Origin of the sequence: Myxococcus sp. CA033 (assembly GCF_013336625.1) — a bacterium.
Classification (GTDB): domain Bacteria; phylum Myxococcota; class Myxococcia; order Myxococcales; family Myxococcaceae; genus Myxococcus; species Myxococcus llanfairpwllgwyngyllgogerychwyrndrobwllllantysiliogogogochensis.
Genome location: NZ_JABUMU010000026.1, coordinates 103,806 through 129,385, shown reverse-complemented (window position 1 = coordinate 129,385; position 25,580 = coordinate 103,806). Strand labels below are relative to the sequence as shown.

The 25,580-nt window shown below is 67.2% G+C and carries 20 protein-coding genes; 9 read left to right on the top strand and 11 right to left on the bottom strand.

Annotated features, from left to right (window positions below):
• The first annotated feature begins 22 nt into the window (after window positions 1–22).
• On the top strand, window positions 23–1,483 hold the full coding sequence (locus HUA78_RS38395) for an ADYC domain-containing protein (RefSeq protein ID WP_254624134.1): 1,461 nt from the start codon (window positions 23–25) through the stop codon (window positions 1,481–1,483).
• Between the two features lie 8 nt (window positions 1,484–1,491).
• Here the strand turns inward: HUA78_RS38395 and HUA78_RS38390 are convergent, their stop codons facing one another.
• Window positions 1,492–3,318: a sigma 54-interacting transcriptional regulator gene (locus HUA78_RS38390; RefSeq protein ID WP_174478446.1), complete on the bottom strand. Its 1,827-nt coding sequence runs from the start codon at window positions 3,316–3,318 to the stop codon at window positions 1,492–1,494.
• Window positions 3,319–3,782: 464 nt separating this feature from the next.
• On the opposite strand from HUA78_RS38390, the gene HUA78_RS38385 reads away from it, so the two are divergent.
• From HUA78_RS38385 to HUA78_RS38375, 3 genes are all read left to right on the top strand, one after another.
• Window positions 3,783–4,328 carry a hypothetical protein gene (locus tag HUA78_RS38385; RefSeq protein ID WP_141646051.1) on the top strand — a complete coding sequence of 182 codons (546 nt, stop codon included), beginning with the start codon at window positions 3,783–3,785 and terminating at the stop codon, window positions 4,326–4,328.
• Between the two features lie 188 nt (window positions 4,329–4,516).
• The gene (locus tag HUA78_RS38380) at window positions 4,517–8,311 is read left to right on the top strand and encodes an HYR domain-containing protein (protein WP_174478445.1); all 3,795 of its coding nucleotides are present in this window, start codon (window positions 4,517–4,519) and stop codon (window positions 8,309–8,311) included.
• A 553-nt stretch (window positions 8,312–8,864) separates the two neighbouring features.
• Window positions 8,865–9,497, top strand: a complete 633-nt coding sequence (locus tag HUA78_RS38375) for a porin family protein (RefSeq protein ID WP_141646049.1) — start codon at window positions 8,865–8,867, stop codon at window positions 9,495–9,497.
• A gap of 67 nt (window positions 9,498–9,564) precedes the next feature.
• Here the strand turns inward: HUA78_RS38375 and HUA78_RS38370 are convergent, their stop codons facing one another.
• Window positions 9,565–10,305 (bottom strand): alpha/beta fold hydrolase, encoded by a 741-nt coding sequence (locus HUA78_RS38370; RefSeq protein WP_174478444.1) that lies wholly within the window; start codon window positions 10,303–10,305, stop codon window positions 9,565–9,567.
• Window positions 10,306–10,487: 182 nt separating this feature from the next.
• On the opposite strand from HUA78_RS38370, the gene HUA78_RS38365 reads away from it, so the two are divergent.
• Genes HUA78_RS38365 through HUA78_RS38355 form a run of 3 tightly spaced genes read left to right on the top strand, consistent with a single transcriptional unit; the run spans window position 10,488 to window position 12,915 of the window.
• Entirely contained in the window at window positions 10,488–11,078 is a 591-nt protein-coding gene (locus HUA78_RS38365; RefSeq protein ID WP_174478443.1) for a hypothetical protein, read from the top strand.
• The gene (locus tag HUA78_RS38360) at window positions 11,075–12,145 is read left to right on the top strand and encodes a sensor histidine kinase (RefSeq protein WP_174458741.1); all 1,071 of its coding nucleotides are present in this window, start codon (window positions 11,075–11,077) and stop codon (window positions 12,143–12,145) included. Before HUA78_RS38365 ends, HUA78_RS38360 begins: the two co-directional genes overlap by 4 nt.
• Window positions 12,142–12,915 carry a LytTR family DNA-binding domain-containing protein gene (locus HUA78_RS38355; protein ID WP_174478442.1) on the top strand — a complete coding sequence of 258 codons (774 nt, stop codon included), beginning with the start codon at window positions 12,142–12,144 and terminating at the stop codon, window positions 12,913–12,915. The genes HUA78_RS38360 and HUA78_RS38355 overlap by 4 nt, the downstream gene beginning before the upstream one ends.
• Before the next feature lie 84 nt (window positions 12,916–12,999).
• On the opposite strand, the gene HUA78_RS38350 is transcribed toward HUA78_RS38355, so the two are convergent.
• From HUA78_RS38350 to HUA78_RS38320, 7 genes are all read right to left on the bottom strand, one after another.
• A complete protein-coding gene (locus HUA78_RS38350) occupies window positions 13,000–13,893 on the bottom strand; it encodes a GNAT family N-acetyltransferase (protein ID WP_174478441.1) in 894 nt (297 codons plus the stop codon).
• Between the two features lie 55 nt (window positions 13,894–13,948).
• A complete protein-coding gene (locus tag HUA78_RS38345) occupies window positions 13,949–14,383 on the bottom strand; it encodes a RidA family protein (RefSeq protein ID WP_141647688.1) in 435 nt (144 codons plus the stop codon).
• A gap of 184 nt (window positions 14,384–14,567) precedes the next feature.
• Window positions 14,568–16,112, bottom strand: a complete 1,545-nt coding sequence (locus tag HUA78_RS38340; protein ID WP_174478440.1) for an arylsulfatase — start codon at window positions 16,110–16,112, stop codon at window positions 14,568–14,570.
• A 155-nt stretch (window positions 16,113–16,267) separates the two neighbouring features.
• Complete coding sequence (locus HUA78_RS38335; protein WP_371745761.1) at window positions 16,268–19,225, bottom strand: PQQ-dependent sugar dehydrogenase; 2,958 nt, start codon at window positions 19,223–19,225, stop codon at window positions 16,268–16,270.
• Window positions 19,226–19,422: 197 nt separating this feature from the next.
• Window positions 19,423–19,926, bottom strand: a complete 504-nt coding sequence (locus HUA78_RS38330) for a hypothetical protein (protein ID WP_174467964.1) — start codon at window positions 19,924–19,926, stop codon at window positions 19,423–19,425.
• A gap of 123 nt (window positions 19,927–20,049) precedes the next feature.
• On the bottom strand, window positions 20,050–20,931 hold the full coding sequence (locus HUA78_RS38325) for a sterol desaturase family protein (protein ID WP_141647685.1): 882 nt from the start codon (window positions 20,929–20,931) through the stop codon (window positions 20,050–20,052).
• 47 nt (window positions 20,932–20,978) lie between these two features.
• On the bottom strand, window positions 20,979–21,767 hold the full coding sequence (locus HUA78_RS38320; protein WP_371745760.1) for a helix-turn-helix domain-containing protein: 789 nt from the start codon (window positions 21,765–21,767) through the stop codon (window positions 20,979–20,981).
• Window positions 21,768–21,821: 54 nt separating this feature from the next.
• Here HUA78_RS38320 and HUA78_RS38315 point away from each other — a divergent pair, with 54 nt between their 5' ends.
• On the top strand, window positions 21,822–22,073 hold the full coding sequence (locus HUA78_RS38315) for a hypothetical protein (protein ID WP_174464106.1): 252 nt from the start codon (window positions 21,822–21,824) through the stop codon (window positions 22,071–22,073).
• Between the two features lie 81 nt (window positions 22,074–22,154).
• Here HUA78_RS38315 and HUA78_RS38310 read toward each other — a convergent pair whose 3' ends face one another.
• Both HUA78_RS38310 and HUA78_RS38305 read right to left on the bottom strand, forming a co-directional pair.
• A complete protein-coding gene (locus HUA78_RS38310) occupies window positions 22,155–22,595 on the bottom strand; it encodes a YciI family protein (protein ID WP_141647681.1) in 441 nt (146 codons plus the stop codon).
• A gap of 163 nt (window positions 22,596–22,758) precedes the next feature.
• Window positions 22,759–24,621, bottom strand: coding sequence for a long-chain fatty acid--CoA ligase (locus tag HUA78_RS38305; protein ID WP_174478438.1), 1,863 nt, complete (start codon window positions 24,619–24,621; stop codon window positions 22,759–22,761).
• Between the two features lie 140 nt (window positions 24,622–24,761).
• Here HUA78_RS38305 and HUA78_RS38300 point away from each other — a divergent pair, with 140 nt between their 5' ends.
• Complete coding sequence (locus tag HUA78_RS38300; RefSeq protein WP_254614851.1) at window positions 24,762–25,463, top strand: AraC family transcriptional regulator; 702 nt, start codon at window positions 24,762–24,764, stop codon at window positions 25,461–25,463.
• The last annotated feature ends 117 nt before the right edge of the window (window positions 25,464–25,580 follow it).

The window sequence follows — 25,580 nt, the reverse complement described above, 5'->3', positions numbered from 1 at the left end:
TTTGAGTGCCTGCGGACCCGTGATGGAGGTGAGGGACCCGGAGCCCGTCCTTGCTTCGTCGGTGCGAGAGCTTCGCACGCCGCAGGGCAAGACACCCCAAGGGAAGACCCCCCAGGGCACCGAGGCCAACAATCCGTGGCTCGTGGATGTCAATTCCTTCCAGTTTCGCGTCTCGAACGATTCGCTCGTGGCCGCGAAGGCGCAATTGAATGGGAGCCGCATCCAGGGCATCACGATTCCGGGTGGCTACGTGTTGCCGGTTCCACCCCTGCCTCCGGTGGTGCTCGAGCAGGCCAGCGCCCGCGTCGTCATCCCCCCCGTCTGGTACGAGCCGACCCTGCCCCTGGCCACGTTCAAGGTCATGGAGATCCAGGGTCCCGTTGTCGCGGGAGCGCCGCTGCCGCTGGTCAACCCCACGAGGGAGGCACGCATCATGGGGACCTTCATCGACATGGGACCGTATGGTCCGACGGACGCGGCGAATCTGCTTCAACCGCAATACCGCAGTGCCACCCGTCCCAATGCGGATGTGCATTTCTACCGGGTGCAGTTGAAGGACGACGCAGGCAACTGGGTGGATTTCTGTTCGACGGAATCCGGGAGTCCTCCAAACGCGGCGATGTTCCTTCCCTCGTTCATCGACACGGTGGGACTTGCGTACTCCGCACCCAACTATCTTGGCATTGCCTGCCATGACGGGACGGCGGTGAAGTGCGCACGTTGGGGCTACAAGCCCTGGACGAGCCTGACGCCGACGGGCAGCAGCCAGCCGGTGGGCCTCACTCCCTACTGGGAGGCTTGCTTCAAGGCCGCGATGGCGAACTACTGTGAGGACGGCTTCTCCTACACGCAGCCCAACACCATCATCGACATCTGGGACCGCCACCGCTTCATCGCTCCGACGCCGGAGTGGGTCTCCTACAACGACCCTCAAGGCGCGAATGGTCCCTCGGCCTTCACCTCCGAGGCCGGGTTCAATGCTCGAGGCACGGTGTGCCTCGAAAGGGAGCGCTACGGGGCCCAGCCCGCCGCCTGCAACAGCGGCACGTGGCAAATCATGGTGACCGGCGGTACGCACTGCTACGAGTGGTCCGAGGCGTCTCCGCCGACCAATCGCTTGCCATCGTCGACGTGCAGCGCCCAACTGGTGTTCATAGCGGCGGATCCCTTCGAAAAGGGGGCGTTGGAGGGTTGCATTCAGCAGAAGGAGCTCACCGCGGATGCGCCTCTTGTCTTTGTCGCGAACTGGACCAACGGCTGTAGGCACGGCCCCTTCTCGACAGGCTATTCGCTGGCCAAGGACTGCAACTGGCTCACCCGTGCGGTTTGCGAGTCGACCGGTTACGCGTACTGCTGCGGCACCAATTCGTACGGGCAACTGGAGCCGAATAATTGGAATGCCGGTTGTGTCGCGAAGGCGTACGACATCGTCGCCGCACCACCCATCATCGTGCCTCCCACCGGAGGGGTGATCACGCCATGATGCGAGGCTCACTTCCCGCGCAGGCCGTATTGTTTCATCTTCGTGACGAAGGTCCTCAGGGGCATGCCAATCCGCTGTGCCGCCCGGGTCTGGTTGCCCTCCGAAGCGTGGAGCGCCTGCGTCATCCGGGTGCGCTCGAGCGTCTGGATTTCTTCCGCGAGGTTGGTCAGGGCGGGAAGCGTCGTCGGCTCCTGCGCGGGGAGTGCGGGCTCGGTGCTCGCGGAGGGTTTGACCGAGAAGCCTGCTCCGAGCCGCTCGTCGAGATGCCACGGTTCGAGCACCTCCTCCGTTACCGCCGCGGCGGCGTAGTCCATCACGTTGCGCAGCTCCCGGACGTTGCCGGGCCAGGGATACAACGCCAGGCGTTGCATCGCGGCGTCGGAGATTTCCAGGGGCTCGCGAGCGCTCCGCTCGCAGGCTCGCGAGAGGAAGGCCCGCGCGAGGATGGGCAGCTCGCGCTTGCGCTCGCGCAGCGGGGGCAGCCAGAGAATGCTGCCGGAGAGGCGGAAGAAGAGGTCCTGGCGGAAGCGTCCCGCGCGGATCTCCGCTTCGAGGTCGCGGTTGGTGGCGGCGACGACGCGCACGTCGATGACGCGCTCCTTCACGTCCCCGAGCCGGGTGATTCGCTGGGTGTCCAGTGCGCGCAGGAGCTTCGCCTGGATGGGGAGGGACAGTTCGCCCACCTCGTCGAGGAAGAGGGTGCCACCACTCGCCGCCTCGAAGAGGCCCATCTTCGTGGCGGTGGCATGGGTGAAGGCGCCCTTCTCGTGGCCAAAGAGCTCGGACTCGAGGAGGCTCTCCTGGAGCGCGGCGCAGTTGAGCGTCACCAGTCGTTGGGCCTTGCGGTGGGACAGGAAGTGCAGCGCGGAGGCGGCGAGTTCCTTTCCCGCGCCCGTCTCTCCGTTGACGAGCACGGGGAGGTCGGACCTGGCAATCCGCTCCGCGAGGCCGTAGAGGCGCATCATCACGGGGTCCGCGATGAACACCTCCCGGTCGCCGAGCTTCAGCGTCTGGAAGGCATCGCGACCGGAGGCCACGTCGCCGGCGGCCGTGGTTCTCGCCGCCGCCGATGCCGAGGATTGCAGCGTGTCCACGTCACAGCCGTCGGAAGGGCAGGCGGCGACTCCGGCGCGAGCGGCGGGCGCCAGGGGCTCGAGGGCCTCGATGATGCGGAGTGCGTGCTCCCTCGCCCCGGAGTCATCGAGCTCCGGCAGGGCGACGGAGAAGCTGTCCACTCCGGTCCACGAGGCGACGTCGAGCCCGCGGCAGACGGCCTGGAGCGCGAGCTCCACGCGCGGGCGGTCCGCGGTCTTCGTCCCGAGAGAGACGTGCAGGACGGAGAAGGGCCGGAAGTAGCGCAGCGCGCGTTCCAGCTCCGCCTCGACACGCTGGCGCATCGTGGCCGGGTCGACGAAGAGCGGCCCGGTGGTGGCCCGCCGCCCGAGGTGCAGCACCAAGGTCGCCGAGGAGAGGGTCACCACGTCGCCGGACGAGAGCCTCCGTGTCCCCACCACGCGCTCCTCATTGACGAGGGTCCCGTTCTGGCTCCCCAGGTCGGCGATGCGTACCTGTCCACCGGTGACGGCCACCTTCGCGTGTGCCCGGGAGACCGAGGCCTCGCAGAGCTTGAGGTCCGCGCCGTCGCCGCGGCCAATCACCACCTCCCCCTGCTCGGGGAGGGCGAACATCCGGGCGCTGTCCCCGTCGAAGACCAGCAGGTAGTGCCGGTCGGAGGACTCCGGGGGCGGAAGGGTCCCTCGGGCGGCCCGTCCATCCATGGTCGAGGCGTTGTCCCCCTCCAGGGGCTCCTGCGGCGTCTGTTCCGAGCGGGTCATTGTCAGCCATTGTTCACAACCGCTCGCTCACTGGCAATGAGGGTGCCGCCGGGGACGCGCTCCCAGCCGCTGCGCACCAGGGCCCCGACGAGCGGTACCACCCCCTTTCAATCACCGGTCTCGGCTGCGCCCAGCGCGTAGATACCGACCTGATTCCGATTCAACCCGTCCAGGGGAACACTCCCAACGCAAGAGAGAGTGTTTCCACGGTCGTGGAGTGGGCACCTCCTCCGGCCGACCCCAGACGGCTGACCGCTCGCGACAAGCCATGGGTGCGTTACGCCATGGTGAGTGTCGACGCCGTCCTGGTTGTGTGTTTTTCAGTCTTCCCTCGAGGGGAGTAGCAGGCAGTCGTTGTTTGGATGTGGGTTGTGAATCATTGAGACGTGTGTTGGCGCCAACCCTCTGGGTCGAGTCCTCTCGAACCGGCGGCCGGAGCCACGCACTCGATTGGAGAAGACAACATGTGTCGGATGATGATGGTGGTCTCTGTCGCTCTGTTCGTGGGCATGACGGCTTGTGGTGGGATGGAGCATGAGGAGTCCAGCGCGCAGGTGGCCGAGGAGCTCGGCCAGTCCGAGGCCCTGCTCTGGACGGGCTTCACCTCGGAGGAGCATCCGCCTCTCCAGTGTGACTTGGTGCAGTTGATCAACGGCTTCGAGTGCAGCGGCAGCAAATGCGACAACATCCGCGTCAATTGTACGAACGCGGGCGTCGCGCACGGCGCCTCCTATTTCACCTCTCAGTTCTCCGAGGAGGCGACCAGTTACCGCTACTGCGGAGCCAACGAGTGGGTGACGGGTGTCGCGTGCTACGGCAATTACTGCGACAATGTCGCGCTCGAGTGCACGGCGATTGCCGGCCGCTCGGTGGGTTCCTGCACCTGGTCGGCGTGGTACACGGACGGCAGTGGCGCGTGGCAGGCGCCCGCTGGCAACTACGTCCGCGGCGCCCAGTGCCGTGGCTCGAACTGCGACGACATGCGGTTCTACTACTGCAGCCTGCTCTGATGAATGCCTCCCGCCCATCACCTCACGTGGTGGGCGGGAGGTCCGCATGAAGGCACAACAGCTGGACAAAGGGGGGAATCGTGTTGAACAGCGTTCAAGGAGTGGGGGCTCGCCAGGTCCTGGTCGTGCTGGTCCTGGCCGTGGTGACGGGATGTTCCGAACCGGCGTCAGGAGGCACTCGACAACCCGTGGTCGCGCGGGCGAAGGCATCCGCCGCCGAGCCGCCGTTCCTCGTGCGAGACCTCCTGGAGACGGACGCGCCCTATTACACGGGCACCTACCAATTCACCGCGATGGGCAACCACGTCTTCTTCACCAACGCCACTCCTGGCACGGGGAGGGAACTGTGGAAGTCGGACGGAACGGCCAAGGGCACGGCCCTCGTGCAGGACCTGCTCCCCGGAGCTGGTGTCTCAGGCCCCTCCTACCTGACGGAGTTGGGTGGCTGGCTGTACTTCACCTCGGGGACCTGGGACAGCAACGGGCTCTGGAGGACCCGCGGCACGCCGGAGAGCACGGAGTTCGTGCACGCGATGGGCGACGGTCCTCGCTTCATCGCTCGCATGGGAGACGCGCTCTACTTCATCGCTCAAGGCGGCTTGGAGTCACCCCGAGTTTCTTCGCTCTGGAGGAGCGATGGGACGCCGGCGGGCACCCTCCCGCTCACGGCGGTGCGCAATCCTTCGTCCAACTCCGGGGCAAAATGGGTGCAGGTCAACGGCACCCTGTTCTTCGCCGGTGAGGACACCGTGCATGGGGAGCAGCTGTGGAAGACGGATGGGACGTTGGAGGGCACGGGGCTCGTCAAGGATGTATTCCGTGGCACCGACTTCTCCGGTCTCGCCGATTTCGTCGCGGTGAATGACCTGGCACTCTTCTGGGCCAGGGACACGTTGAATGTCCCCGACCAGTTGTGGCGCTCGGATGGCACGACGGAGGGCACCGTCCGCGTCCAATCGTATCCACGGGGTAGCTCCCGCACCACGCCCCTCACGGTGGTGGGTGAAGTGGCGTACTTCCAGGCTGTGTCCACCCTGTATGGTCAGGAGTTGTGGCGGACAGACGGCACCGACAGCGGAACGTATCGGCTCAACCTGGTGCCGGTCGTCGCGAATCAGCGCTCGCCCAATCTGCTGACAGCGTTTTCCGGACAGCTCTTCTTCATGGCGATGAACGAGCAGGCCGAGTGGATGCTGTGGCGCAGTGACGGCACGGAGCAGGGCAGCAGGCCTGTCACCTCCGTTATCTATGACGCCGAATCCGCCGTGGGCTCGTATGGCCCGATGCTGGCCACGCCCGACGGCCTCTACTTCTTCGCCGGCCAGCCAGGGATGTCGCACGAGCTGTGGAAGAGCGATGGCACGGCGGCCGGGACGGTGCGGTTGACAGAAGGGCTCGGCCTCACTCGCGACCTGGACAAGCTCCATCTCTGGAAGGATGGCACCCTCTACTTCAGCACCCGGGGCGGCGAGTTGTGGACGAGTGACGGGACCTCCGAGGGGACCCGGGTGCTCCTTCGCAAGACAGGAGCCACCGCGTCCTCCAATCCGAGGGAAGCGGTGAACCTCAAGGGGAGGCTGTTCTTCGTCACGGACGGGGCGGGGTACGGGAGGGACCTGTGGATGAGTGACGGCACCCGGGAAGGGACGGAGCCACTGACGGACCTCCGCCCCGGTGCGGATGGAGGCCAGCCCTTCCACCTCATGGCGGCGCGCAGTCAGCTCTACTTCATCGAGAGTTCTTCGACGGGTGACTACCGTATCTGGCGCACTGACGGTACCCGGCCCGGTACCCACGCCGTGGGCTCACTCCCACTCTCGCGCTTCGCTTCCTTCGACAAGGGCCGTATGGCTGTCATTGGCGAGGAACTCTTCTTCTTCCGCCGGTCCGGCAACGAGGACGAACTGTGGAAGACCGACGGCACGCCGGACGGGACGGTCTTCCTGAAACGCTCCCCGGGTATCACCTTCGGATGGGACCCTCAGCAGTTCACCCCAGCGAGGGGACGGCTGTTCTTCGTGGCGGACACCCACCGCATCCGAGAGGCGCTCTGGGTGAGCGACGGCACGCCGGATGGCACGCGGATGGTCGTGAATATCAGCGCCCTGGCGCACAGCCGTGGCTCCATCAATCGGGTGGTGCCCGTGGGCGATGAGGTCTTCCTTTTCGCATCCATCGAGGGCGAGGGGGCCACGCTCTGGAAGAGTGACGGCACGGAGAAGGGGACGGTGCGGGTCGCGGTCGGTGTCAGTCCTCCTGAGGGGAACAACACGGCCGTCATCGACGGCACCCTCTACTTCATCAACAAGAGATACCTCGCCGATACGGGCACCAGCGCCACCGAGCTATGGAGGAGCAACGGCCTCACGGCGGTCAAGGTCAAGGACCTCTCGGCGCCGACCCCCTATGCCGGCAGACCGGCGCCGGACGTCCTCACGGCCTTCAGGGGTGCGGTGTATTTCTGGGCCTATGACGCCGCTCACGGGTACGAGCTGTGGAAGAGCGATGGCACCGAGGCCGGCACACGGATGCTGACGGAGCTCAATCCCGGACTGATGGGCGCGGTGCTCGAGCCCGGACCGCTCGTCGCGTTGGGGCCGGACGGTCCGCTGATGTTCTCCGCGTCGGACGGTGTCTCTGGAATGGAACTCTGGCAGACAGATGGAACAGCGGAGGGCACGGTGCCCGCCGCGGACCTTGTCCCCGGCCATGACTCGTCCTCGCCGAAGGGGCTGACGGTCGCGGGCCGGCACCTCTTCTTCAGCGCGTATCAGAAGGACACGGGCGTGGAGCTGTGGGCGCTGCCCCGGACGGTGGCGGACACCACGCCGCCGGAGGTGGTGTGCCCTGCCCACCCGTTCGTCGAGGCGACGAGCCCCCAGGGAGCGAGGGTGTTCTTCACGCGCGCCACCGCCACGGACGACACGGATCCTTTCCCGGGCCTCTTCTACAGCCCGGGTTGGGGTGAGGCCTTCCCGATGGGCGACTCGTCCATCACCGTCACGGCCGCGGATGAGGCGGGCAACCGCTCCTCATGCCGCTTCGACCTCACCGTACGGGACACCCAACCGCCCGCACTGGAGTGCCCCGGGCCCCAGCGCCATGAGGCCATGGGCCCCGATGGAACCCAGGTCTGGTTCCCTCGGCTGGTGGCCAGCGACGTCGCCTCGGTCCCCGTGGTGCGGACCTCGCAGCCGACGGGGACCCGTTTCCCCTTGGGGACCACCGAGGTGGAGGTGACGGCAACGGATGGGGCGGGGCTTCGCACGACGTGTCATTTCCCCGTGGAGGTGGTGGACACCGTGGCGCCGCGAGTCACCTGCCCCAGTCCGATGAAGGTCGAGGCGTCCATGCCAGAGGGCGCCGTCGTCGCCTTCTTCCCGCCGATTGTCGACGAGCTGGTGTCCATTCCCACCGTCGTCTTCAGCCCGGCCTCCGGGAGCACCCTGCCCATGGGGTGGACGTCGGTGAGGGTGACGGCGACGGATGCAGCCGGCAATTCGAACGCGTGTACCTTCTCAGTCGAAGTCGTGGACACGACGGCTCCGAGACTCACCTGCCCGCCGAGGCAGCGGGTGACCCAGACCTCCGAGTCTGGCGCCATTGCGAGCTATCCGGCGGTGGATGTCGTGGACACCGTGTCCACCACCCGGGTGGAGTTCAATCCCCCGGAGGGCCGCCAACTTCCCCTGGGGACCACTGTCGTCTCGGTGAGTGCCACCGACACGCGCGCCAACAGCGCGTGGTGCACCTTCCAGGTGGAGGTCGTGCGCGCCCCGTCGCAGCCAGGCAATGGCACGCCGGACGCCGGCACGCCGGACGCCGGCCCGCAGCGCCCGTCACCCGGTCAGCCGACGATGCTGCCTCCGTGGGAGTCGAGTGGCTGTGGCTGCGCACAGACGAACGGTGCTCCGTGGGCCTTCCTTGCGCTGATGGCGCTGGGGGTGCTGGCTCCACGAGCACGCCGCGGGGCGCGGCGGTAGCCCTGACGGCTGGGTGAGAACGGTGGCGCCTCTCCAACATGCTCACGCCGACAGCTCCACCGCGACCGGGTGGGGCTGTGGCGCCGAGGGGCAGGCCGGTGGATGCCAATGACGGAACCGGCAGGGCGGATACGCCGGGATATCCCCGCGGTTCGGCGTAGAGGTCCGCGAGGTCGACGCTTGGGCGCGAGCCCGCGGAGGCGGCGGGGGTGATGCAATAGCTGTTCATGGATGCCAATGGGCTGCACAACGGCATTGGCTTCGCGTGCAACCACCTGGCCTTCGAGTTGAGCACTCCCCGCATCACCCTCCTCGCCTCATCCAGGCTGCGACACACAAGTCATGCCTCCCCTGGAGCACGGCCTCCCTGGCGCGTCACCGCGAAATTCTGAGTCCCCGAGTCGTGCTGTCTTCGCGGTCCATCCTGGTGTCACCTGGAGAACAGGGAAGGCACCGCGCTTGCACTGGCGCCTCGTCGGGCCAGGCGAGGGAGGCCGACCCCGCTCTGGGCCCGGCGGTGATTCACATCGCATCACCGCGAGAGGAAGACATCATGCGCAACTCAGTTGTCACGTTCGGGGCCATCATCACGCTCATCCTCGCAGGGGCACCCGTCGCCCAGGCCGAATCCGAGGACCTGAAGCTCTCCTTCGGCCTTCGCGCCGGCTACGGGCTTCCCATCGGCATCGCGAAGGGAGGGGACAGCCACTACGACATTTACCTGGACGAAATCGTGAAGGGCATCGTCCCCGCGCAGCTCGACGTGGGGACGTTCCTGGGCTCCCACTTCTACGTGGGCGCCTCGTTCCAGTACGCGGTGGGGCTCGCCGTCAGCGAGTGCCAGGGGGACTGCGGTGCGAGCGCCATGCGAATCGGCCTCAACCTGAGCTACCACCACCCCTGGTCGGAGAAGCTCAGCCCGTGGGTGGGCCTGGGCGTTGGCTACGACGTCCTCGATGCCGACCAGGTGCCCTCCGTCATGACCGGAGAACTCGAACCGACCTCGTCGCATGGCCGCCTGGAAGGCTTCGAGGTGGGCAACCTTCAGGGGGGCATCGATTTCAACGTCGCGGGGCCCGTGTGGTTCGGCCCCTACGTGACGGGGACCCTGGCCAGGTACGACGGACAGGATGCCCGCTTCCATTCCTGGTTCATGGGCGGTCTGCGACTCCTCGTCCGCCGTTGAGCCGTCCTGAGGCGGAAGCCTCCCCGTCATTCACGCGGTGACAGGGAGAGAGGTTCGAGGCACCGGCTTAAGGAGCCTCGAACATCCCCTTCGGCGTGATGCCCTTCAGGAAGGGCTCGATGAAGGCGTGCAACAGCTCCGTTTGCGTGATGACCGCGGTGTGTGACGTCGCCGGCAGGACCGCGAGGCGCGAGGGCGACAGCGGCTTGCCCATGTCGCCCGCGCCTCCACCACCGAGGAGCCGGAACAGGGCGACCGAATGCTCCAGGGTCGAGACGTCGGCATCTCCGGTGATGATGAGCACCGGAGTCTTCAGCGACTTCACCTGCTCCCCCCACGCCATCGGCTCCTTCTCGAGCGCAATCAGCTTCCGGACCAGCTCCGGAAATCCTTCGGGGTTGGCGGCGAGCTTCCGGTAGTCCTTCGCGAACGGCTGCGGGATGAACTCCTTGAACTCGGGCTGCCAGCCCTCGACATCGTAGGCGACCGAAGCGGCGGCCAGCTTGTTCACCTTCTCCGGATGGCGGATGGCGAACTGCAGCCCGGCGGCCGCTCCCATGGAGTAGCCGAACACGTCCGCCTTCTTGAGTCCCACCGCGTCCATGAACGCCGCGATGTCATCCGCCAGGTGGGGGTAGGTGATGGGCCGGTCGATGTCGGTGGTGCGGCCGTGTCCCTGAAACTCGAGCGCATAGACCCGATGGGTCTTCGCGAGCTTGGGGATGATGGCGCCCATCGTCGGGATGTTCATGTAGGCGCCGTGCAGGACAATCAGCGGGTCGCCCTTGCCGGACACCTCGTAATACATCTGCTTTTACGGTCAGTGTGTCCTTGCGCGAAGTCACGGGGAACCAACGACACCGGCGTGGCCCCCGCTCGGGTGCCGATGAACCCCTCGTCCCTGAAGTCCGACCTCTCGTCGGAACCCGCGCGCCCGGCGAGTGCCCCTGAACTAGGACCGGAAGGCACCCACGAACGGGAGTACCTCTCATGCACGCCAGCAACCTCCTCGTCGCCCTCGCGCTCACACTGGCCGCCCCTGTCCTCGCCGCGGAGCCCACGCCTCCTGTGCGGCCGAGACAGCCACCCTCCGCCGCGGAAGCGGCCGCCCGGCACCGCGAGAAGCTTGCGCCGCTCCAGGTCCTGGTGGGGAACTGGCGGGGAGACGGATGGGTCGACATGGGCCCTCATGCGGGCGGCCGCAAGACGTTCCAACTGAAGGAGACCGTGCAGCCGCACCTCGACGGAACCGTGCTCGTGGTGGAGGGACTGGGCACCAGCCGAGCGAGCCCCACGGCCCCCGAGGTCCCCACGCACCAGGCGCTCGGAGTACTCTCCTGGGATGAGGCCGCTGGCCGCGTGCGCTTCAGTGCATACCGGCTCGGCGGCGGCGTCGTGGACACCGAAATGAAGCTGCTGGGCGATGGGGTGTTCCAGTGGGGCTTCGACATGCCTCAGGGCCGCGTCCGCTTCACGCTGGACGTGCGCGACGGGGTGTGGGTTGAAAAGGGAGAACTCTCGCTCGATGGGGGCAAGACATTCGGTCAGTTCCTCGAGATGACGGTGCGGCGCGCGAAATGAAACCCGGGGTGCGCTGGGCGCTGTTCGCGGGCTGCACGCTGCTGCTCGCGGCGCTCGTCACGGCGTTCGTGATACTCCCCGCGCCCACTCCGCCCGCGGAGGTCATGCGCATCTTCGCGCTCAGCGCCTTCTACGGCATCTGCATCGGCTTCCCGTCGATGAGGGTGATGCCCACGGTGGGCCGGCGCGCCATGCACGGCCCGCCCGTGCCCGCCCTGCTCAAGTGCCTGGCCGCGTGCGCGGTCATCACGGCCGTGATGATGACGGTGGCGACCGTGACGCTCGCGGGCCTGGGCGCCTTTCCCACCTCGGAGCTCCGGCAGCATCTGTTCGTCGACGGTGGCATCGGCCTGGTGCTGAGCCTGCCCGCGGGGGTGTGCACGTTCGTGTATTCCCGAATGGCGGGCCGCATCCACGGGCGGGATGCGCGCGTGCGCGAGGCGGAGGCGCTGCGCGAGCGTGCCGAGTGGCTGGAGGCCGAGGCGCGCTTCGACTCGCTGTCCGCGCGCCTGCAGCCACACTTCCTCTTCAACACCCTCAACTCCATCGCCACGCTGGTGCGCGAGGACCCGCGCGCCGCGGAGGCCATGGTGGAGCGACTGGCGTCCGTGCTGCGCTCCTCGCTGGATGCGGGGGCGGGGCGCCATGTACCGCTGCTGCGCGAGCTGGACCTGGTGTCCGACTATCTGGAACTCGAGCGGGTGCGACTGGGCGCGCGGCTGCGCTGCTCGCTTGACGTGCAGCCGGGCCTCGAAAGGTTCGCGGTGCCTCCCTTCGCGGTGCAGACGCTGGTGGAGAACGCCGTGAAGTACGCCGTGTCCCCGAGGCGCGAGGGTGGCGAGGTCCGGGTGTCGGTGCGCGCGGATGCCGGCCGCGTGTACCTGGAGGTGCGGGACGACGGCCCTGGTATCGAAGGGCCGCCGCCTCCAGGGCACGGGCTCGACATGCTGACGCGGCGACTGGTGTCCTCCTACGGGGCGGAGGACGCGGGCCTGTCCATTGCGCGGGGCGAGGGCGGTGTCGGCGCGTGCGTGCGGGTGTGGCTTCCACGCACGGAGGCCGCATGAGTGCACCAGGGCTCCTTCGCGCCGTGCTGGTGGATGACGAGCCGCTCGCGCTGCGGCGCCTCGCTCGCATGCTCGAGGAAACGGGGCGTGTGACGGTGGTGTCCACGTACACCGACCCGGTGGAGGCCGCGGAGGCACTGCGCGCCGAGCCCCCGGACGCCCTCTTCGTGGATGTGTCGATGCCGGGCATGAGCGGCTTCGAGCTGGTGCGGGCGCTCCCCATGCCGCCGCCCGTGGTGTTCACCACCGCCTTCGACACGTACGCGCTGCAGGCCTTCGAGGTGAGTTCCGTGGACTACCTGCTCAAGCCGGTGGACGCGCGAGGCCTCACGCGTGCGCTGGACAAGCTCGCGCGCATGCACCCCCTGCTCGCGCAGGAGCGGCTGCGTGCGTTGGAGGCGGCGCTCCAGCCCCCCACGCCGCTGTCGCGGCTCACCTCCAGGACGGGCACCCGCGTGCGTGTGGTGGAGCTCGCGGACGCCACGCACCTGTATGCCGAGGACCGGCTCGTCTACGTGGCGCGTGCCGGGCGCACCGATGTGGTGGACATGTCGCTCGCGGAGCTCGAACGCCGACTCGACCCGACGCGTTGGCTGCGCATCCACCGCGCCACGCTCGTCCATCTCGATGCGATTGTGGAGGTCCTGGGGGGCTACGGCGACGCGCGCGTGCACCTGAAGGACGGGACGGTGCTCTCCGTGGCGCGCGACCGGCTGCGCGAACTCCGTGAGCGGTTGGGTTGCGCCCGGAGTCCCGCTGGCCGTCCATGAGGCAGCAAGCCTTGGAGGGGCACTCAAGTGCGCGAGATTGCCCGCGTCAACGGGGAGGGTGGCAGCGACGTAGGAGGCGAGAGTTCATGGGGACTCCAGGGTGTGGCCGAGGTTGCGGTCCACCACGGTGAATCCCGAGGACTGGTAGAGGGCGACAGAGACGGGGTTGCCCTCGAAGGCGTACACAACGGCCTGCCTGGCCCCCAGCCCGCGCATGCGCCCGAGCCCCTCGTGAAGGAGCGCACGCCCGAGCCCGCGTCGCCGGTGCTCTGGGGCGCATGCCACCGGCTCGAACTCGCCTACCGCGTTGGCCTCGTCGAGCCAGCCCAGCGCGCAGGCCGCGAGGCTGCCGTCGGGCGCCTCGACGACGAGGTCCAACGCGGGCTGGTAGCGCGGTGCCTCCACGAGGCGTGCGTACACCTCCGTCGTCACCCGCTCGGTGCCGAAGCCGCGCCGGTGCACGAGGGCTCGCGCGGCCACCTCCTCGGGGCCCCGCATCGCGCGCACCCGATAGCCCTCGGGCAGCGGAGGCGGCGAGGGAGGCAGCGCGTGCAGCGGCAGCGCGAGGTGCAGATAACATCCGCCCGTGGTGCGCAATCCCAGCCTCCGCAGCGCCGCGAGCAGCGGGCCATTGCTCTCCAGCGCCCACAGGGTGGCTGGCTGCGGGGTGCGCCCGTGGCGCGCGCGCACCCAGGGCAGCACGTCCACCGCGAAGGCGTCCGCGTGCTCGAGTGGGTGGACGAGCAGGTCCACGTCGCCGTTGCCATAGGCCCACGCGAAGCCAGCGAGCTGCCCGGGCGCGCGCTCCCAGAGGGAGATGTCCTCCCGTGGCAGCACCTGTGCGTTGCGCAAGAGGCGCCAGGTCAGGTCCCCCACCGCGCACTCCACATGGGGGCCGCGCTCCGCCCAGGCCTGAACCACGAGGCGGGCCATGGCCTCGTGGTCGGCCACATCGCGATAGGGGCGGAGACGGAGCACCCCTCCATTCTACACCAGACTGTGATTGAGCCGCACTTCGGCTCCGTGCGAGCGGTCAGGCACGCAGGACAGCGACCGCTTCGACTTCGAAGAGCATCCCGTCCAGCGCCAGCCGAGGAACGGGAATGAGCGTACAGGTCGGCTTCATGCCGCCGCTCCAGGCCGCGTCCAGCTCGGGGCCGATGATCCTGAGCTTCTCCTCCGTGTGGTCCACCACGAGCATCGTGAGCTTGGCGACATCGCCGACGCCGGCCCCCACGGACTCCAGGGCGGTGCGGACATTCTGGAACGCCTGTCGCACCTGGAGACGGAAGTCGGGCTCGAGGGCCCCGGTCTCACGCTCCCCACCTTGCCCCGCCAGGTAGATGAGCCGGGTGCCGGGCGCCACCTGCGCCACATGCGAGAAGCCGTAGGGCGCCGGGTCGAACAGTCCCTTGGGATTCGTCAGGACCAGCGGCGACGTCTTCGAGGGTTCAGCGGTCTGTCCCATGGTTCACCTGGAGGAGACCTGGAGGCGACTCATCCAGGTTCGGAGTTCGGACCCGAATATGCGAGCGAGCACCCCGAGCTTCAATTGAATCGGGGGCGAGGCCCGCGCGGGTTCCGGCCATGGTCAACGTCGCACGTTCAAGGCCTCCGGCGCGGAGGCGTGAGTGCGCCTCCGCGCCGGGAGTTCAGTGGACCGCGGGCTGCTCCGCGGAGGGTGCCTCGTCGGAGGGTGCCGCGACGGCGAGCCTCTCGTGTTTGTCGCGGGCGCGCTCCAGTGCCTGGTCGATGCTGAAGCTCGCGGGGCGCTGACGGGGCGGGAACCGCTCGAAGGTCTTCAGGAACTCGCCGACAATCTCTTGCGCGGGAACCAGGGCGAACCCGCGCTCGGCGAACCAGCGGTCGTAGTACATGGAGGCGTCGGTGTCGGCCCGTTCGAAGGGGTCGCTCCGGAGGTTGAAGAGCTTCGGGATGCGCAGCTCCGCGAGCGGCTCTCGCCAGACGCTCAAACCGTGGGCTCGCTGCTCCATGAAGACGACCTTCCAGGCGCCAACGCGCAGCGCCATCAGGTCCCCGTCGTCGCTCCAGTAGAAGAAGCCGCGACGTGGGTTCTCCTTCACCTCGCCCTTGAGGAAGGGCAGCAGGTTGTAGCCGTCGATATGGACGTTGAACGTCTTGCCGCCAGCCGTGTGGCCGCGCTCCAGCTTCTTGACGATGTCGCCCTCGCCAGCCGCCGCGAGCAGCGTGGGCAGCAGGTCGGTGTGCGAGAACATCTCGTTCGACACGGTCCCCGGCTCGATGACCCCCGGCCAGCGGATGACGCAGGGGACTCGCCAGCCACCTTCCCAGTTGGTGTCCTTCTCGCCGCGGAACGGGGTGCTGCCGCCATCCGGCCAGCTCATCACCTCCGCGCCGTTGTCGGTCGAATAGATGACGAGGGTGTCGTCAGCGATGCCGAGCTGGTCCAGCTTGTCGAGCAGCCTGCCGACGTGCCCGTCATGCTCCACCATGCCATCCGGGTAGAGCCCCAACCCGGTGACGCCCTGGGACTCCTTCTTCAGGTGCGTGAAGACGTGCATGCGCGTGGAGTTGAACCAGATGAAGAAGGGCTTGTCGTCCGCATGGGCCCGGTCCATGAAGCCCAGCGTGGCTTCCACGAACTCCTCGTCCACCGTCTCCATGCGCTTCTTCGTCAGCGGCCCCGTGTCCTCGATGCGCTGAGTGCCGTCGGGGTTGGCGAAGCAGTGCAGCACGCCGCGCGGCCCATAGCGCTGACGGAAGCTTGGGTCCTTGGGGTAGTCCGAGTTCTCCGGCTCCTCCTCCGCGTTGAGATGGTAGAGGTTGCCGAAGAACTCGTCGAAGCCGTGCATCGTGGGCAGGTACTCGTCGCGGTCGCCCAGGTGGTTCTTGCCGAACTGGCCGGTGGCGTAGCCCTGCGGCTTGAGGAGGTCCGCGATGGTCGGGTCCTCGGCCTGGAGCCCCAGCTTCGCGCCGGGCAGCCCCACCTTGGTGAGGCCCGTGCGAATGGGGGACTGACCGGTGATGAAGGCCGCGCGGCCCGCCGTACAGCTCTGCTGTCCATACCAGTCGGTGAAGCGCGCGCCCTCCTTCGCGATGCGGTCGATGTTCGGGGTGCGGTAGCCCATCGCCCCTTGGTGGTAGCAACTGGGATTGAACCACCCGATGTCGTCTCCCCAGATGACGAGAATGTTCGGTTTCTTCTTCTTCTTCATGACGTCTCCCCCGCGCCGTGGGCGACTGGCTCCTGGACGTCATGAAGGTGGGGGGGGCAGGGGGAGGAGGCAAAGCTGGTGACGGTCAGATGCTCGCTGTGGCTGCTCCCCTGGGGCCTCCGCATGGCCCTGCGTTCGTTCCTGTCGTCGACACTTCAGCGTAGCGCCGCGGGGCAGGTCGCGGGCTCGAGGTAGAAGGCTTCCCACGAGCCACCGTCGGTGGGATTGCAGATGCCCCCGTTGCCGCCATTGCCACTCTGGATGGGAGCGCCCGTGGTGACTTCCTTCCAGTTGCGCGCGGTGCCTGTCGACGCCTCGAAGCCATATCGATTGCGGCCGCCGTGGATGCCGCAGTCGTGGCGAGTGAACGGCTCTGCCGTGGTGAGCGTGGCGCTGGCGGTGAGCTGGTCCGTGACCACCGCCAGGAACGCGCCGCTGGCTCCCTTGAGCTTGTATTTCGCGCCGCTCGTGACGAGTTCGAAGACTTCGCCACTGGCCTGCGTCGTGCCGAGGGCGGCCACCTTTCCAGCGCCGTCGACGGTGAGCCACTTGTCGCTGCGCTCGCTCTGGATGCGGAAGCAGCCCGCGCCGCCGCTGGTCTCGGTGCGGCATGCCGCATCGCAGCCATCGCCCGACTGGGTGTTGCCGTCGTCGCATTGCTCGCCGCTCTCGACGGTGCCGTTGCCGCACACGGGTCCGCTGCTGCCATCCGGGCAGGTCACCGGTTCCAGGTAGAAGCCCTCCCAGGCGCCACCATCACCCGCGTTGCAGGCGCCGCCATTGCCGCCGTCACCGCTCTGGATGGGCCCGTCCGGCGTGGTCTCCTTCCAATGGGGCGCGCTCCCCGCCGAGGCCTGGAAGCCGACACGATTGCGCCCGCCATAGCCGCAGGGGAGCTGCGTGAACGACTCTCCGCTGGAGAAGTTGGCGCTCATCGCGAGCTGGTTCGTCACCACCGCCAGGAACGCGTCGCCCGAGCCCTTGAGCTTGTACCGGGTGCCGGTTGGAACGAGCTGGAAGATCTGCCCGCCTGCTTGCGTCGCGCTGCCGGCGACGACCTTGCCGGCGGTGTCGACGATGAGCCACTTGTCGGAGCGCTCGCTTTGAATCTGGTAGCAGCTCCCGCCCGAGGTCTCGACGAACGTGGCCGTGTAGGTGGCGGCGCTCCCAGGCGTGGTGAAGGTGTGTGATTGCGCGCCGCCGTCCGACCATGACGAGAACGCCCAGAATCGTCCGTTCGCGTACTGCGGCGAGTCCACGCCCACCGAGCGGACGACGCCGACCACGCCGGTCGTGGCGTGCGGCGCCGCGAACGGCCGCCCGTCCATCAGCACCTGCAGCCCCCCTGGCACGCTGGTCACCTGGAGCGGCACCGTGACGGGGTGGACGTCGCGATACGTCGTGTGGGTGAGGCCAATCGAGTCGCGCACCGTGAGCCGCAGGCGATACCAGACGTTGGCGGAGCTCTCGCCGATGCTGGGGATGGGCCAGCTCCCGCTCGCGATGCCGGTCGTATCGGCCATGGCGGGATGCGTGTGGGTATCGTGATGGAAGGTGATGTTCCAGGTCATCGCGCTCGGCGGCAGCGCGCCATCCTCCAAGTCGCTGGCCGAGCCGGAGAACACCATGGGGGTGGCCGCGATATAGGTCGCGCCCGCGGCCGGAGTCGCGATGGTGGCCACCGGCGGCTTGTTGGACGTCACCGTCAGCACCGCCTCGGCGCTGGTGATTGAACCGAGCCCGTTGGTCACGACCACCCGGAAGCGCGCGCCGCTGTCGGCGAGCTGCGCGGCGTTCAGCACGTAGCTCGTCGAGGTCGCGCCGGCGATGTTCCCGCCGTTGCGCTGCCACTGATAGGTGAGAGGTAGCTCGCCGCTCGCGGACACAGTGAAGGTCGCCGGACCGCCGACCGAGACCAAAGTGCTCTCCGGTGGCTGCGCGATGCTCGGCGGCAGCGAAGCCGTGTAGGCGATGCGACCCACCTGGCCCGTGCCGCGCGCCAGATAGTAGAGCGCGCCGTCGGGCCCGACATCGAGGTCCACGGGCCCCGAGACGGCCGTCGCGAACAGCGAATTCGCGCCGGTGTTCGGGTCGATGCGCGATATCCAATTGTTGGTGTAGTCCGCGAAGAAGTATTGGCCGACGTACGCGCTGGGGAACGCGGAAACCGGTGGGTTGTAGAAGGCTCCGCCCGCGATGCAGTTGCCCGAGGCCGTGCCGGAGCCATGCGGGTACGCGAAGAACGGCTGTGTGAGCCCCGGGCGGTTGGTGAAATAGCCTTCCGTCATCGGCCAGCCATAGTTGGCACCGGCCTGACCGCGGTTGATTTCTTCCCAGCCGCCTTCGCCCACGTCGTTGATGAACAGCGTCCCGGTGCCGGGCTGGACGTCGAAGGTGAAGGGATTGCGCAGCCCCATCGCCCAGGTCGCCTTGGCGAGCCCGGTGGCCGTCGCATAGAACGGATTGTCCGTGGGAATGCTCCCGTCCGAGTTGAACCGCAGCAGCTTTCCAAGCGGCGTGTTCAGGCTCTGCGAGTTGGAGGAGACCGCGTTTTCGCCGACCGAAACGTAGAGCTTGCCGTCGAGTCCGAAGCGAACCGCCCCGCCGTTGTGGTTGGCGGCGTCGAGCGTCGGAAGGTCGGCGAGCACCAGCTCACTTCCGGCAACCGCCACATTGCCGTTGGCGGTGAAGCGGCTGACGCGATTGTGAATGCTGCCGGCGACCGACGTGTAATAGACATACAGGTAATGGTTGTTTTCGAAGTTGGGGTCGAACGCGACGCCCATCAGTCCCCGCTCGTTGCCGGTGTCCACGGCGAGCGTCAGGAACGGAGTCGCCAGGAGCTGGCCGTTCTGGACGATGCGCAGCGAGCCGTTCTTCTCCGAGACGAACAGGCGCCCGTCGGGCGCGAAGGTCATGGTGGTGGGCCCCTGGAGGCCACTGACGAAGACGGAGTCGGCGAAGTTGGCGTCTTGAATGACCGCGCCCGCGCGAGCGCTCGCCAGCTCTGAGGGCTCCGGCGTCGACGGCATCGAGCAGCCCACGACGAGGGAGAAGACCGCCCACACGACGAAGAGCGGCCTGGGGCACCACGCTCCTACACTCGTTCTCACCTGTGATGGCATCGCGACCTCTCCCGGTTGAACAGCCTCACGCGGCCCCTGGGGCTGCGCGAACGTTGATGGTGCTGTCCTGATTTACATTGAAAGACTGTTTGCCGGGAGTGGCATGGGGCCCAGAGCGACTGACAGGCATAAAGTTCGAGGGTAGGTGAACGGGCGGAGGTGCGGGTGCGCCGCTTCCATTCATGTCAGGGAATGAATTGGGGGGCTGGCGCCAACGGGCTGCCTGACGAATCGACGACGACCGATTCCAGGCTGCCGATGATGCGGATGCCCTCCGTACCTCCAGCCGGGCAGTTTTCACCGCGGCTGAACATGAAGATGCTCGCGCCTCCGAACCCAGCCCCTGCTTCATTGACGTCCACGGTCGAGACGCCCGAGTACGCTTCCAGGCCGCTGTCGGTATATGCCTTCACGAACACCTGATGCTGCCGCCCCACGGGGACATCCATGATGGCCCCCTGAATGGCGTCGTTCACCACCTCGATGGGCACGGGGGCGATGTTGCGAACCGGCCCCATCACGGATGCAGTCGCCGTCACGACGCCGCAGGGGTCTGTCGCCAGGGGGACATGCACCTGAATGGCGTACTGGGTTGCCTTCGCATCCTTTTCGGCGCCCGGCTCGTCACCACAGGCCCCCAGCAGCGCACAGCTTCCTCCCAGCAGCATGCTCCACATGGCTCGCGTCATATTCCCTCTCAAGTCGAGCATTGCCTCGCGCTCGGCTGGACATGCTAACCCACCATGCTGTTCGAAACGGCGACTGCCCTTGCCGCCGCGCGAGCCGCGGTGCTGAACGCACCCGCGGGGTGCTCACTTGCCCTGGAAGGGCTTGAGGAGCTGTGCCCGATAGCCCACAGGGAAGTCCGGTTCCTTGGCGATGCCGAGGTCGTCCGAGGAGAACCGCCGCTCGGGTGTGTAGAACCACGTGCCCAACAGGGTGTCCCAGAGATGGGTGAACAGACCGAAGTTGACGTCGCCGACGCCTCCCCACTTGAGGTGGTGGAAGCGGTGTCCCGCATTGAGGGCCAGCACGTACTTCAGCCGCCCCACCGTGTAATCCGCGTTCGAGTGCTGCATCAGGAGCTGCACGACCGTGAGTGCGGCGAGCGCTGTCGCGACGCTCGAAGGAAGCCCGATGAGCAGCAGTGGCGCCACGCCCACCGTCAGCTCCAATGCCTGGTGGAGCGGATGCTTCATCAGCCCGTTGAAGCCGTAGAAGCGCTTCACGGAGTGATGCACGGCGTGGAATCTCCAGAGCGCCGGCACGCGGTGGCTCAGCCAGTGCGTCAAGGTGACGCCGAAGTCGAAGACGAGCACGGCGAAGAGGACCTGGAGGACGAACGGCCACGCATGAGGCCACGCGTCGTGCAGACGCACCCAGCCTGAAAGAAAGGGCAGCGCGAGCACGGCCAGGACATTGGAGGCTTCGTTGACGAGGAAGTGGAGGAGGTCTCGACCGACGTCTCCATGAGAACGATTCCAGTCGGGCTCGTAGGGGATGGCGCGCTCCGCCAGGAAGGAGGCTCCAATGGCTGCCAGGAGGAGGCCGCCAAGCCACGCCTTCGAGGCACCGCCGTGGGCCAGGGCCAGGGCCGCGCCATTGACACCCAGGAGCATGAAGAGCGGGTAGCCCACGCGGAGCGCCTGGCGCGCCGGGGATGTTGAAGAGGCTTCGAGGGGAGTTGTCAGCATGGGAGGAGGGTGGCATCGCCGCACCTCCGCTGACTTGGAAGAACTGGCTACTTGATGGGCGCGAGCGGCTCGCTCACCCACCCGATGCCCCGCGCGATCTCCGAGGGGGCCAGTCCGAACATGCGGTGGAATGTGTTGCTGAGGTGTGAGCTGTCCGTGAAGCCCGCGACGTGGGCTGCCTGCGTGAGGGTGGCGCCGCCTTGGAAGGCTTCGGTGGCCCGGCGGAGGCGAAGCCAGAGGATGTAGGGACGCAACGGGATGCCCACGCTGGTGGAGAAGAGATGTCCCAACCGGCTGGCGGACAGTCCTACCTCCCGTGCAAGCGCGCTCTGGCTCACATCGCCCGCCTCGATGCGGCTCGGGAGAAGTTCAATGAGGCGCTTGATGGCCGGGTGTACCGGACCGGGAGAGGTCTCCTCGCCCACGAGCTGAGCCAGCAGCGCCTCCACGAGTCGCGTCCAGTCTTCCGCGCGCACCGACTCGGTGGGGAGGGGGACGCGAAGCAGTGGCGTCCCCGTCTGAATCCACGCCGCGGAGGACTCGCCCACCTCGAGCCGCCGCAACCCGCGACCTCTCCGGTCGTCCGGGTCCACGAAGACGAGCAACGCACGCGCTGTCCCTCGCTCGATGCGATGGGGGGTGTCCGGAGGAATGACGGCCACCTGTCCCTCCGTGCGGCACCCCTGCGCATCCACGAGTGGGAGCGGTTCTTCGGTGGCGCGGATGAGCTGGAACGCGTGATGCGCATGCTCCTGGGTGGGGCCAATGGTTCCCCAGTACGCCAGCCATCGCGGGCCTACCATCGCATGGCCGAGCCATCTCTTCTCTCGCGGCACGCCCGTCTTCTACCAGGACTGGAGCTCCGCGTTCCTCCCTGGCCAGGGAATGGAGTGCGCCACGACATCTGCTGTCCCAAGGACGCGCCCCGGCTCTATGACGTGGATGGCATCCCCCTGGACGAGTCTGGCCCGCTCCTCATGAGCCACCAGCTCTTCCTCCTCCGCCGCTACCGCGACGGGTTCGTGCAGTACGAGCCTGGGAGGGAGCTCGACATCCCGCTGTCCTTCACGACCCTTCCCAAGCCGCCCGGCTATGACACCTGGGACCTCACGAAACCTCCGCCACGGAGCATCTGTAGATGACGCTCCAGGTGGCGGTCTCCTCGTGGTGGGCGCGCGGCGCCACCAGCAGGTGACGGACTCCTGCTCGCCGAGGGGGTGGGGCTACTTCCCCTGCTGCTTTCGCTCCAGCTCCTCGCGGAGGCGATCCTCCTGCGCGCGCAGCTCGGGCGTGAACTCCTGTCCGAAGTCCTCCGCCTCGAACACCGGACGAATCTCGAGCACGCCCTCCTCACCCGGCATCGGGTTCGGGCAGCGGCGCGCCCACTCGACCGCCTCCTCCATCGACCGCACCTGCCACAGCCAGTAGCCGGCAATCAGCTCCTTGGTCTCGGTGAAGGGGCCATCGACGACGCTTGGCTTCTTGCCGTCCTGGAAGACCAGCCGCTTGCCCTTGCTGCTGGGGTGGAGGCCTTCGCCGGCGAGCATGATTCCCGCCTTCACCAGTTCCTCGTTGTACTGGCCCATCGCCGCGAGCATCTCTTCCTTCGGCATGATGCCCTTCTCGGAATTCGGGCTCGCCTTCACGACCACCATCACGCGCATGTTCGTCTCCTGGTTCGAAGGCAGGAGTGTTCCCGCCCTTCAACCTGGCGACGAGTCTCCGCGCGGCAGATCGACATGGCCCACGATTTTTTCGAAAGCCATGTGATTCCAAATGGTTGCGGGTGAGTCGCGCGTCCCGGTCCTTGACGCGTCCTCGGCCTCCTCAGGATGCAGCGACCGGAATCTGGGAAGGCCCCGCCTCGTACATCGACTCAATCAACGCCGCGTATTTCCGTGCGACGGCGTGGCGCTTGACCTTCAGCGACGCCGTGAGCTCGTCACCGTCCACCGTGAACGGACCGGGCGACACGCGGAACGTCTTGATGCGCTCGAAGGACGCCAGGTTCGAGTTCGTCTCCGCGACCAGGGTCTGCAGGACGCTGGTGATTCGCGGGTGCGTGGGGTCCGCCGGAATGCCCTCGCGTCGAGCCACCACGGCGAGGATCTCCGTGTCGAGCGCGAACAAGGCCGTACAGTAATTCCGCCCCTCACCCATGACGACGGCCTCCTGGACGAGCGGGTTTCGCTTGAGCTGGGCCTCGATTTTCAGCGGCGCGACGTATTTGCCACCGCTCGTCTTGATCAGCTCCTTCTTCCGCCCGGTAATCCGAACGAAGCCCTCCGCATCGATGGAGCCGAGATCTCCCGTCCGGAACCACCCTTCATCATCGAAGGCATCACCCGTTGCATCCGGACGATTCAAGTACCCCCGGGAGATGTTCGGCCCGCGAGCCAGGAGCTCACCATCCGACCCCAGCTTGAGCTCGCATCGCTTGAACGGCCTTCCAACGGTCCCTGGACGCACGTCCTCCTTGCGATTGACCGTCAACCCAGGGCACGTCTCCGTCAGTCCGTAGGCTTCCAGGACGGTCAGCCCCAGGGAGAGAAAGAACATCTGCACATCGACGCGAAGCGCGGCGGCTCCCGAGAGGAGAACGGAGGCGTTGTCCAACCCCAGCCGTGCGCGCAGCTTCGCCAACACGAGGCGTTCCGCCAATCTCCGCTGAGCCGCGAGCAACACCGGCAGCGGCTTGCCGGCGGCGCCCTGGGTCGCGACTTGATGACCCACGCGCAGGGCCCATTCCAGAAGCCATCGTCGCAGGCCGTGCTCGCTCTCGATGGCGCTGGTGACCTTCGCCATCATCTTCTCGAAGACACGGGGCGCCGCCGGGAAGAACCCCGGGCGCGCGGCGACAAGGTCCGCTGCCAGCGTGGGCACCGACGACATGACCAGCGGCGCGCCGAAGAACGGACCCGCGAACTCCACCATGCGTCCGAAGGAGTGCGCGGCGGGGAGGAATAGAAACAAGCCGTGCTTGAGCACGTTGTCATCCAACAGCCCCGCGTCCGCGACGTCTTCGAGCATCGCCAACATGTTGTCGTGGGTTTGAATCACCGCCTTCGGGGCTCCGGTGGTTCCCGAGGTATAGGTGAAGGTCGCGACGTGCTCGCGTCGAATCAGCGACGCTCGTCGGCGCATCTCACCCTCCAGCGCCGCGCGTCGGGCGCGACCCCGGGCCTCCAGGCTCTCCAGGCTCTCCCAATCATCCGCGGGAGCAAGCCCGGCCGGATGGAGGACCACCACCTTCGCTCGGGCACCGAGTTCGTCCGGCGAGTAGCGCCTGTCGAAGAACGTGAAGCCCTTGCGAAAGGCTCGCACCTTGTCGAGCTGACTCCCGTCGTCCACGACGATGAGCTGTGCCGCGGTGTCCACGTGCATGTAGCCCACCTCTTCGGGCAACAGGCTCGCGTAGACGGGCACCGTCTTGAGACCGACGCTCAGGGCGGCGAAGTCGACGAGACACGACTCCATCGTGGTGTTTCCGACGATGGTGATGCACGCGCCATCATCCACCGGACCGGCGCTCAACAACCCCGCCGCGATGGCTTCGATGCGCGCTGGCAACTCCGACCAGGGGACGTCGACATAGGCCTCGCCCCGGCGTACACGGAATGCGACGCACTGCGGCGACGTTCGCGCCCGGTCGAGAATCATCTGGGAGAGGGACGGGTGTTCGTGGGCCATGAGGCCACCTCTGTTCGAACGAAGAGTCATCGGGACGGGCGGGGTAGGGGACAGGAGAGCGGTGGGGTTCAACGCACCAAGCTAGGTGCGGCGCCCACGTCCACGCTTGTATGATTCTGCAGATGCAGAGCCACTTGTTGATGGGCGGAGGGAGATCTCTGTACGTCGGCCGCTTCCACGAGCTGCCCAGGCATCGGTTCGCCGCCAACGCCGTTCTCGTGGGGCTCGATGATGCGTTCGACCTCATCGACGGTGACGGCCGCGTCGAGCACCACGAAGCCGCCTTCGTGCGCGGGTGGCAGTGGCATGCGCTCGACTTTCATGGTGGACGCGCGGCCGTGCTGTTTCTGGAGCCCGGCGCGGGCCTCAGCCGTCAGGTGGACGCAGGCGCGTTGCGCGCGGCGGTCGAAACCGCCCTTGTCTCGCGAAGGCCCGAACCCTGGACCGAGCTCTTCCAGAACGCCTTGAATCTGGGCCCCTGTCCGCTGACGGTCGACGCTCGCATCGCTCGCATCGCCGCGTTTCTTTCCACACCCACTGACAAACCCTCCGATGCGATGACCATGGCGCGGCGGGTGGGGGTCTCCACGTCCCTCGTCGAACACCGATTCAGGGAACAGTTCGGCGTCCCGTTGGGTGCCTTTCGCGCCTGGCACCGGATGCAAGCGGCCACCGCGCTCGCGCTCAGAGGCCGAAGCCTCACCGAGGTCGCGCACGCCGCGGGCTTCTGTGATTCGGCCCATTTCTCCCGACTGTTCAGCAGGATGTTCGGCTTGCCGCCCTCGAAGGTCTTCACCCATGGCCTTTCGGGCACCGTCTTCGACGCACGAGGACCCCGCTGAGCGTCACGGTCGATGTCCCAATCTTCATTCCGGCGTCCGCCGCGCGATGTCAGTATGTCCTCCGCGCCCCACGCGTTTCAGCGACTGACGCGGCCAGGAGGCCAGTAACCCACCTCC

What these genes read in the sequence shown, in the direction of transcription:
- HUA78_RS38395 (WP_254624134.1), top strand. Translation starts at nt 23, where the DNA reads ATGGAGGTGAGGGACCCGGAGCCCGTCCTTGCTTCGTCGGTGCGAGAG.
- HUA78_RS38390 (WP_174478446.1), bottom strand. Translation starts at nt 3,318, where the DNA reads ATGACCCGCTCGGAACAGACGCCGCAGGAGCCCCTGGAGGGGGACAAC.
- HUA78_RS38385 (WP_141646051.1), top strand. Translation starts at nt 3,783, where the DNA reads ATGTGTCGGATGATGATGGTGGTCTCTGTCGCTCTGTTCGTGGGCATG.
- HUA78_RS38375 (WP_141646049.1), top strand. Translation starts at nt 8,865, where the DNA reads ATGCGCAACTCAGTTGTCACGTTCGGGGCCATCATCACGCTCATCCTC.
- HUA78_RS38370 (WP_174478444.1), bottom strand. Translation starts at nt 10,305, where the DNA reads ATGTATTACGAGGTGTCCGGCAAGGGCGACCCGCTGATTGTCCTGCAC.
- HUA78_RS38365 (WP_174478443.1), top strand. Translation starts at nt 10,488, where the DNA reads ATGCACGCCAGCAACCTCCTCGTCGCCCTCGCGCTCACACTGGCCGCC.
- HUA78_RS38360 (WP_174458741.1), top strand. Translation starts at nt 11,075, where the DNA reads ATGAAACCCGGGGTGCGCTGGGCGCTGTTCGCGGGCTGCACGCTGCTG.
- HUA78_RS38355 (WP_174478442.1), top strand. Translation starts at nt 12,142, where the DNA reads ATGAGTGCACCAGGGCTCCTTCGCGCCGTGCTGGTGGATGACGAGCCG.
- HUA78_RS38345 (WP_141647688.1), bottom strand. Translation starts at nt 14,383, where the DNA reads ATGGGACAGACCGCTGAACCCTCGAAGACGTCGCCGCTGGTCCTGACG.
- HUA78_RS38340 (WP_174478440.1), bottom strand. Translation starts at nt 16,112, where the DNA reads ATGAAGAAGAAGAAGAAACCGAACATTCTCGTCATCTGGGGAGACGAC.
- HUA78_RS38330 (WP_174467964.1), bottom strand. Translation starts at nt 19,926, where the DNA reads ATGACGCGAGCCATGTGGAGCATGCTGCTGGGAGGAAGCTGTGCGCTG.
- HUA78_RS38325 (WP_141647685.1), bottom strand. Translation starts at nt 20,931, where the DNA reads ATGCTGACAACTCCCCTCGAAGCCTCTTCAACATCCCCGGCGCGCCAG.
- HUA78_RS38310 (WP_141647681.1), bottom strand. Translation starts at nt 22,595, where the DNA reads ATGCGCGTGATGGTGGTCGTGAAGGCGAGCCCGAATTCCGAGAAGGGC.
- HUA78_RS38305 (WP_174478438.1), bottom strand. Translation starts at nt 24,621, where the DNA reads ATGGCCCACGAACACCCGTCCCTCTCCCAGATGATTCTCGACCGGGCG.
- HUA78_RS38300 (WP_254614851.1), top strand. Translation starts at nt 24,762, where the DNA reads ATGGGCGGAGGGAGATCTCTGTACGTCGGCCGCTTCCACGAGCTGCCC.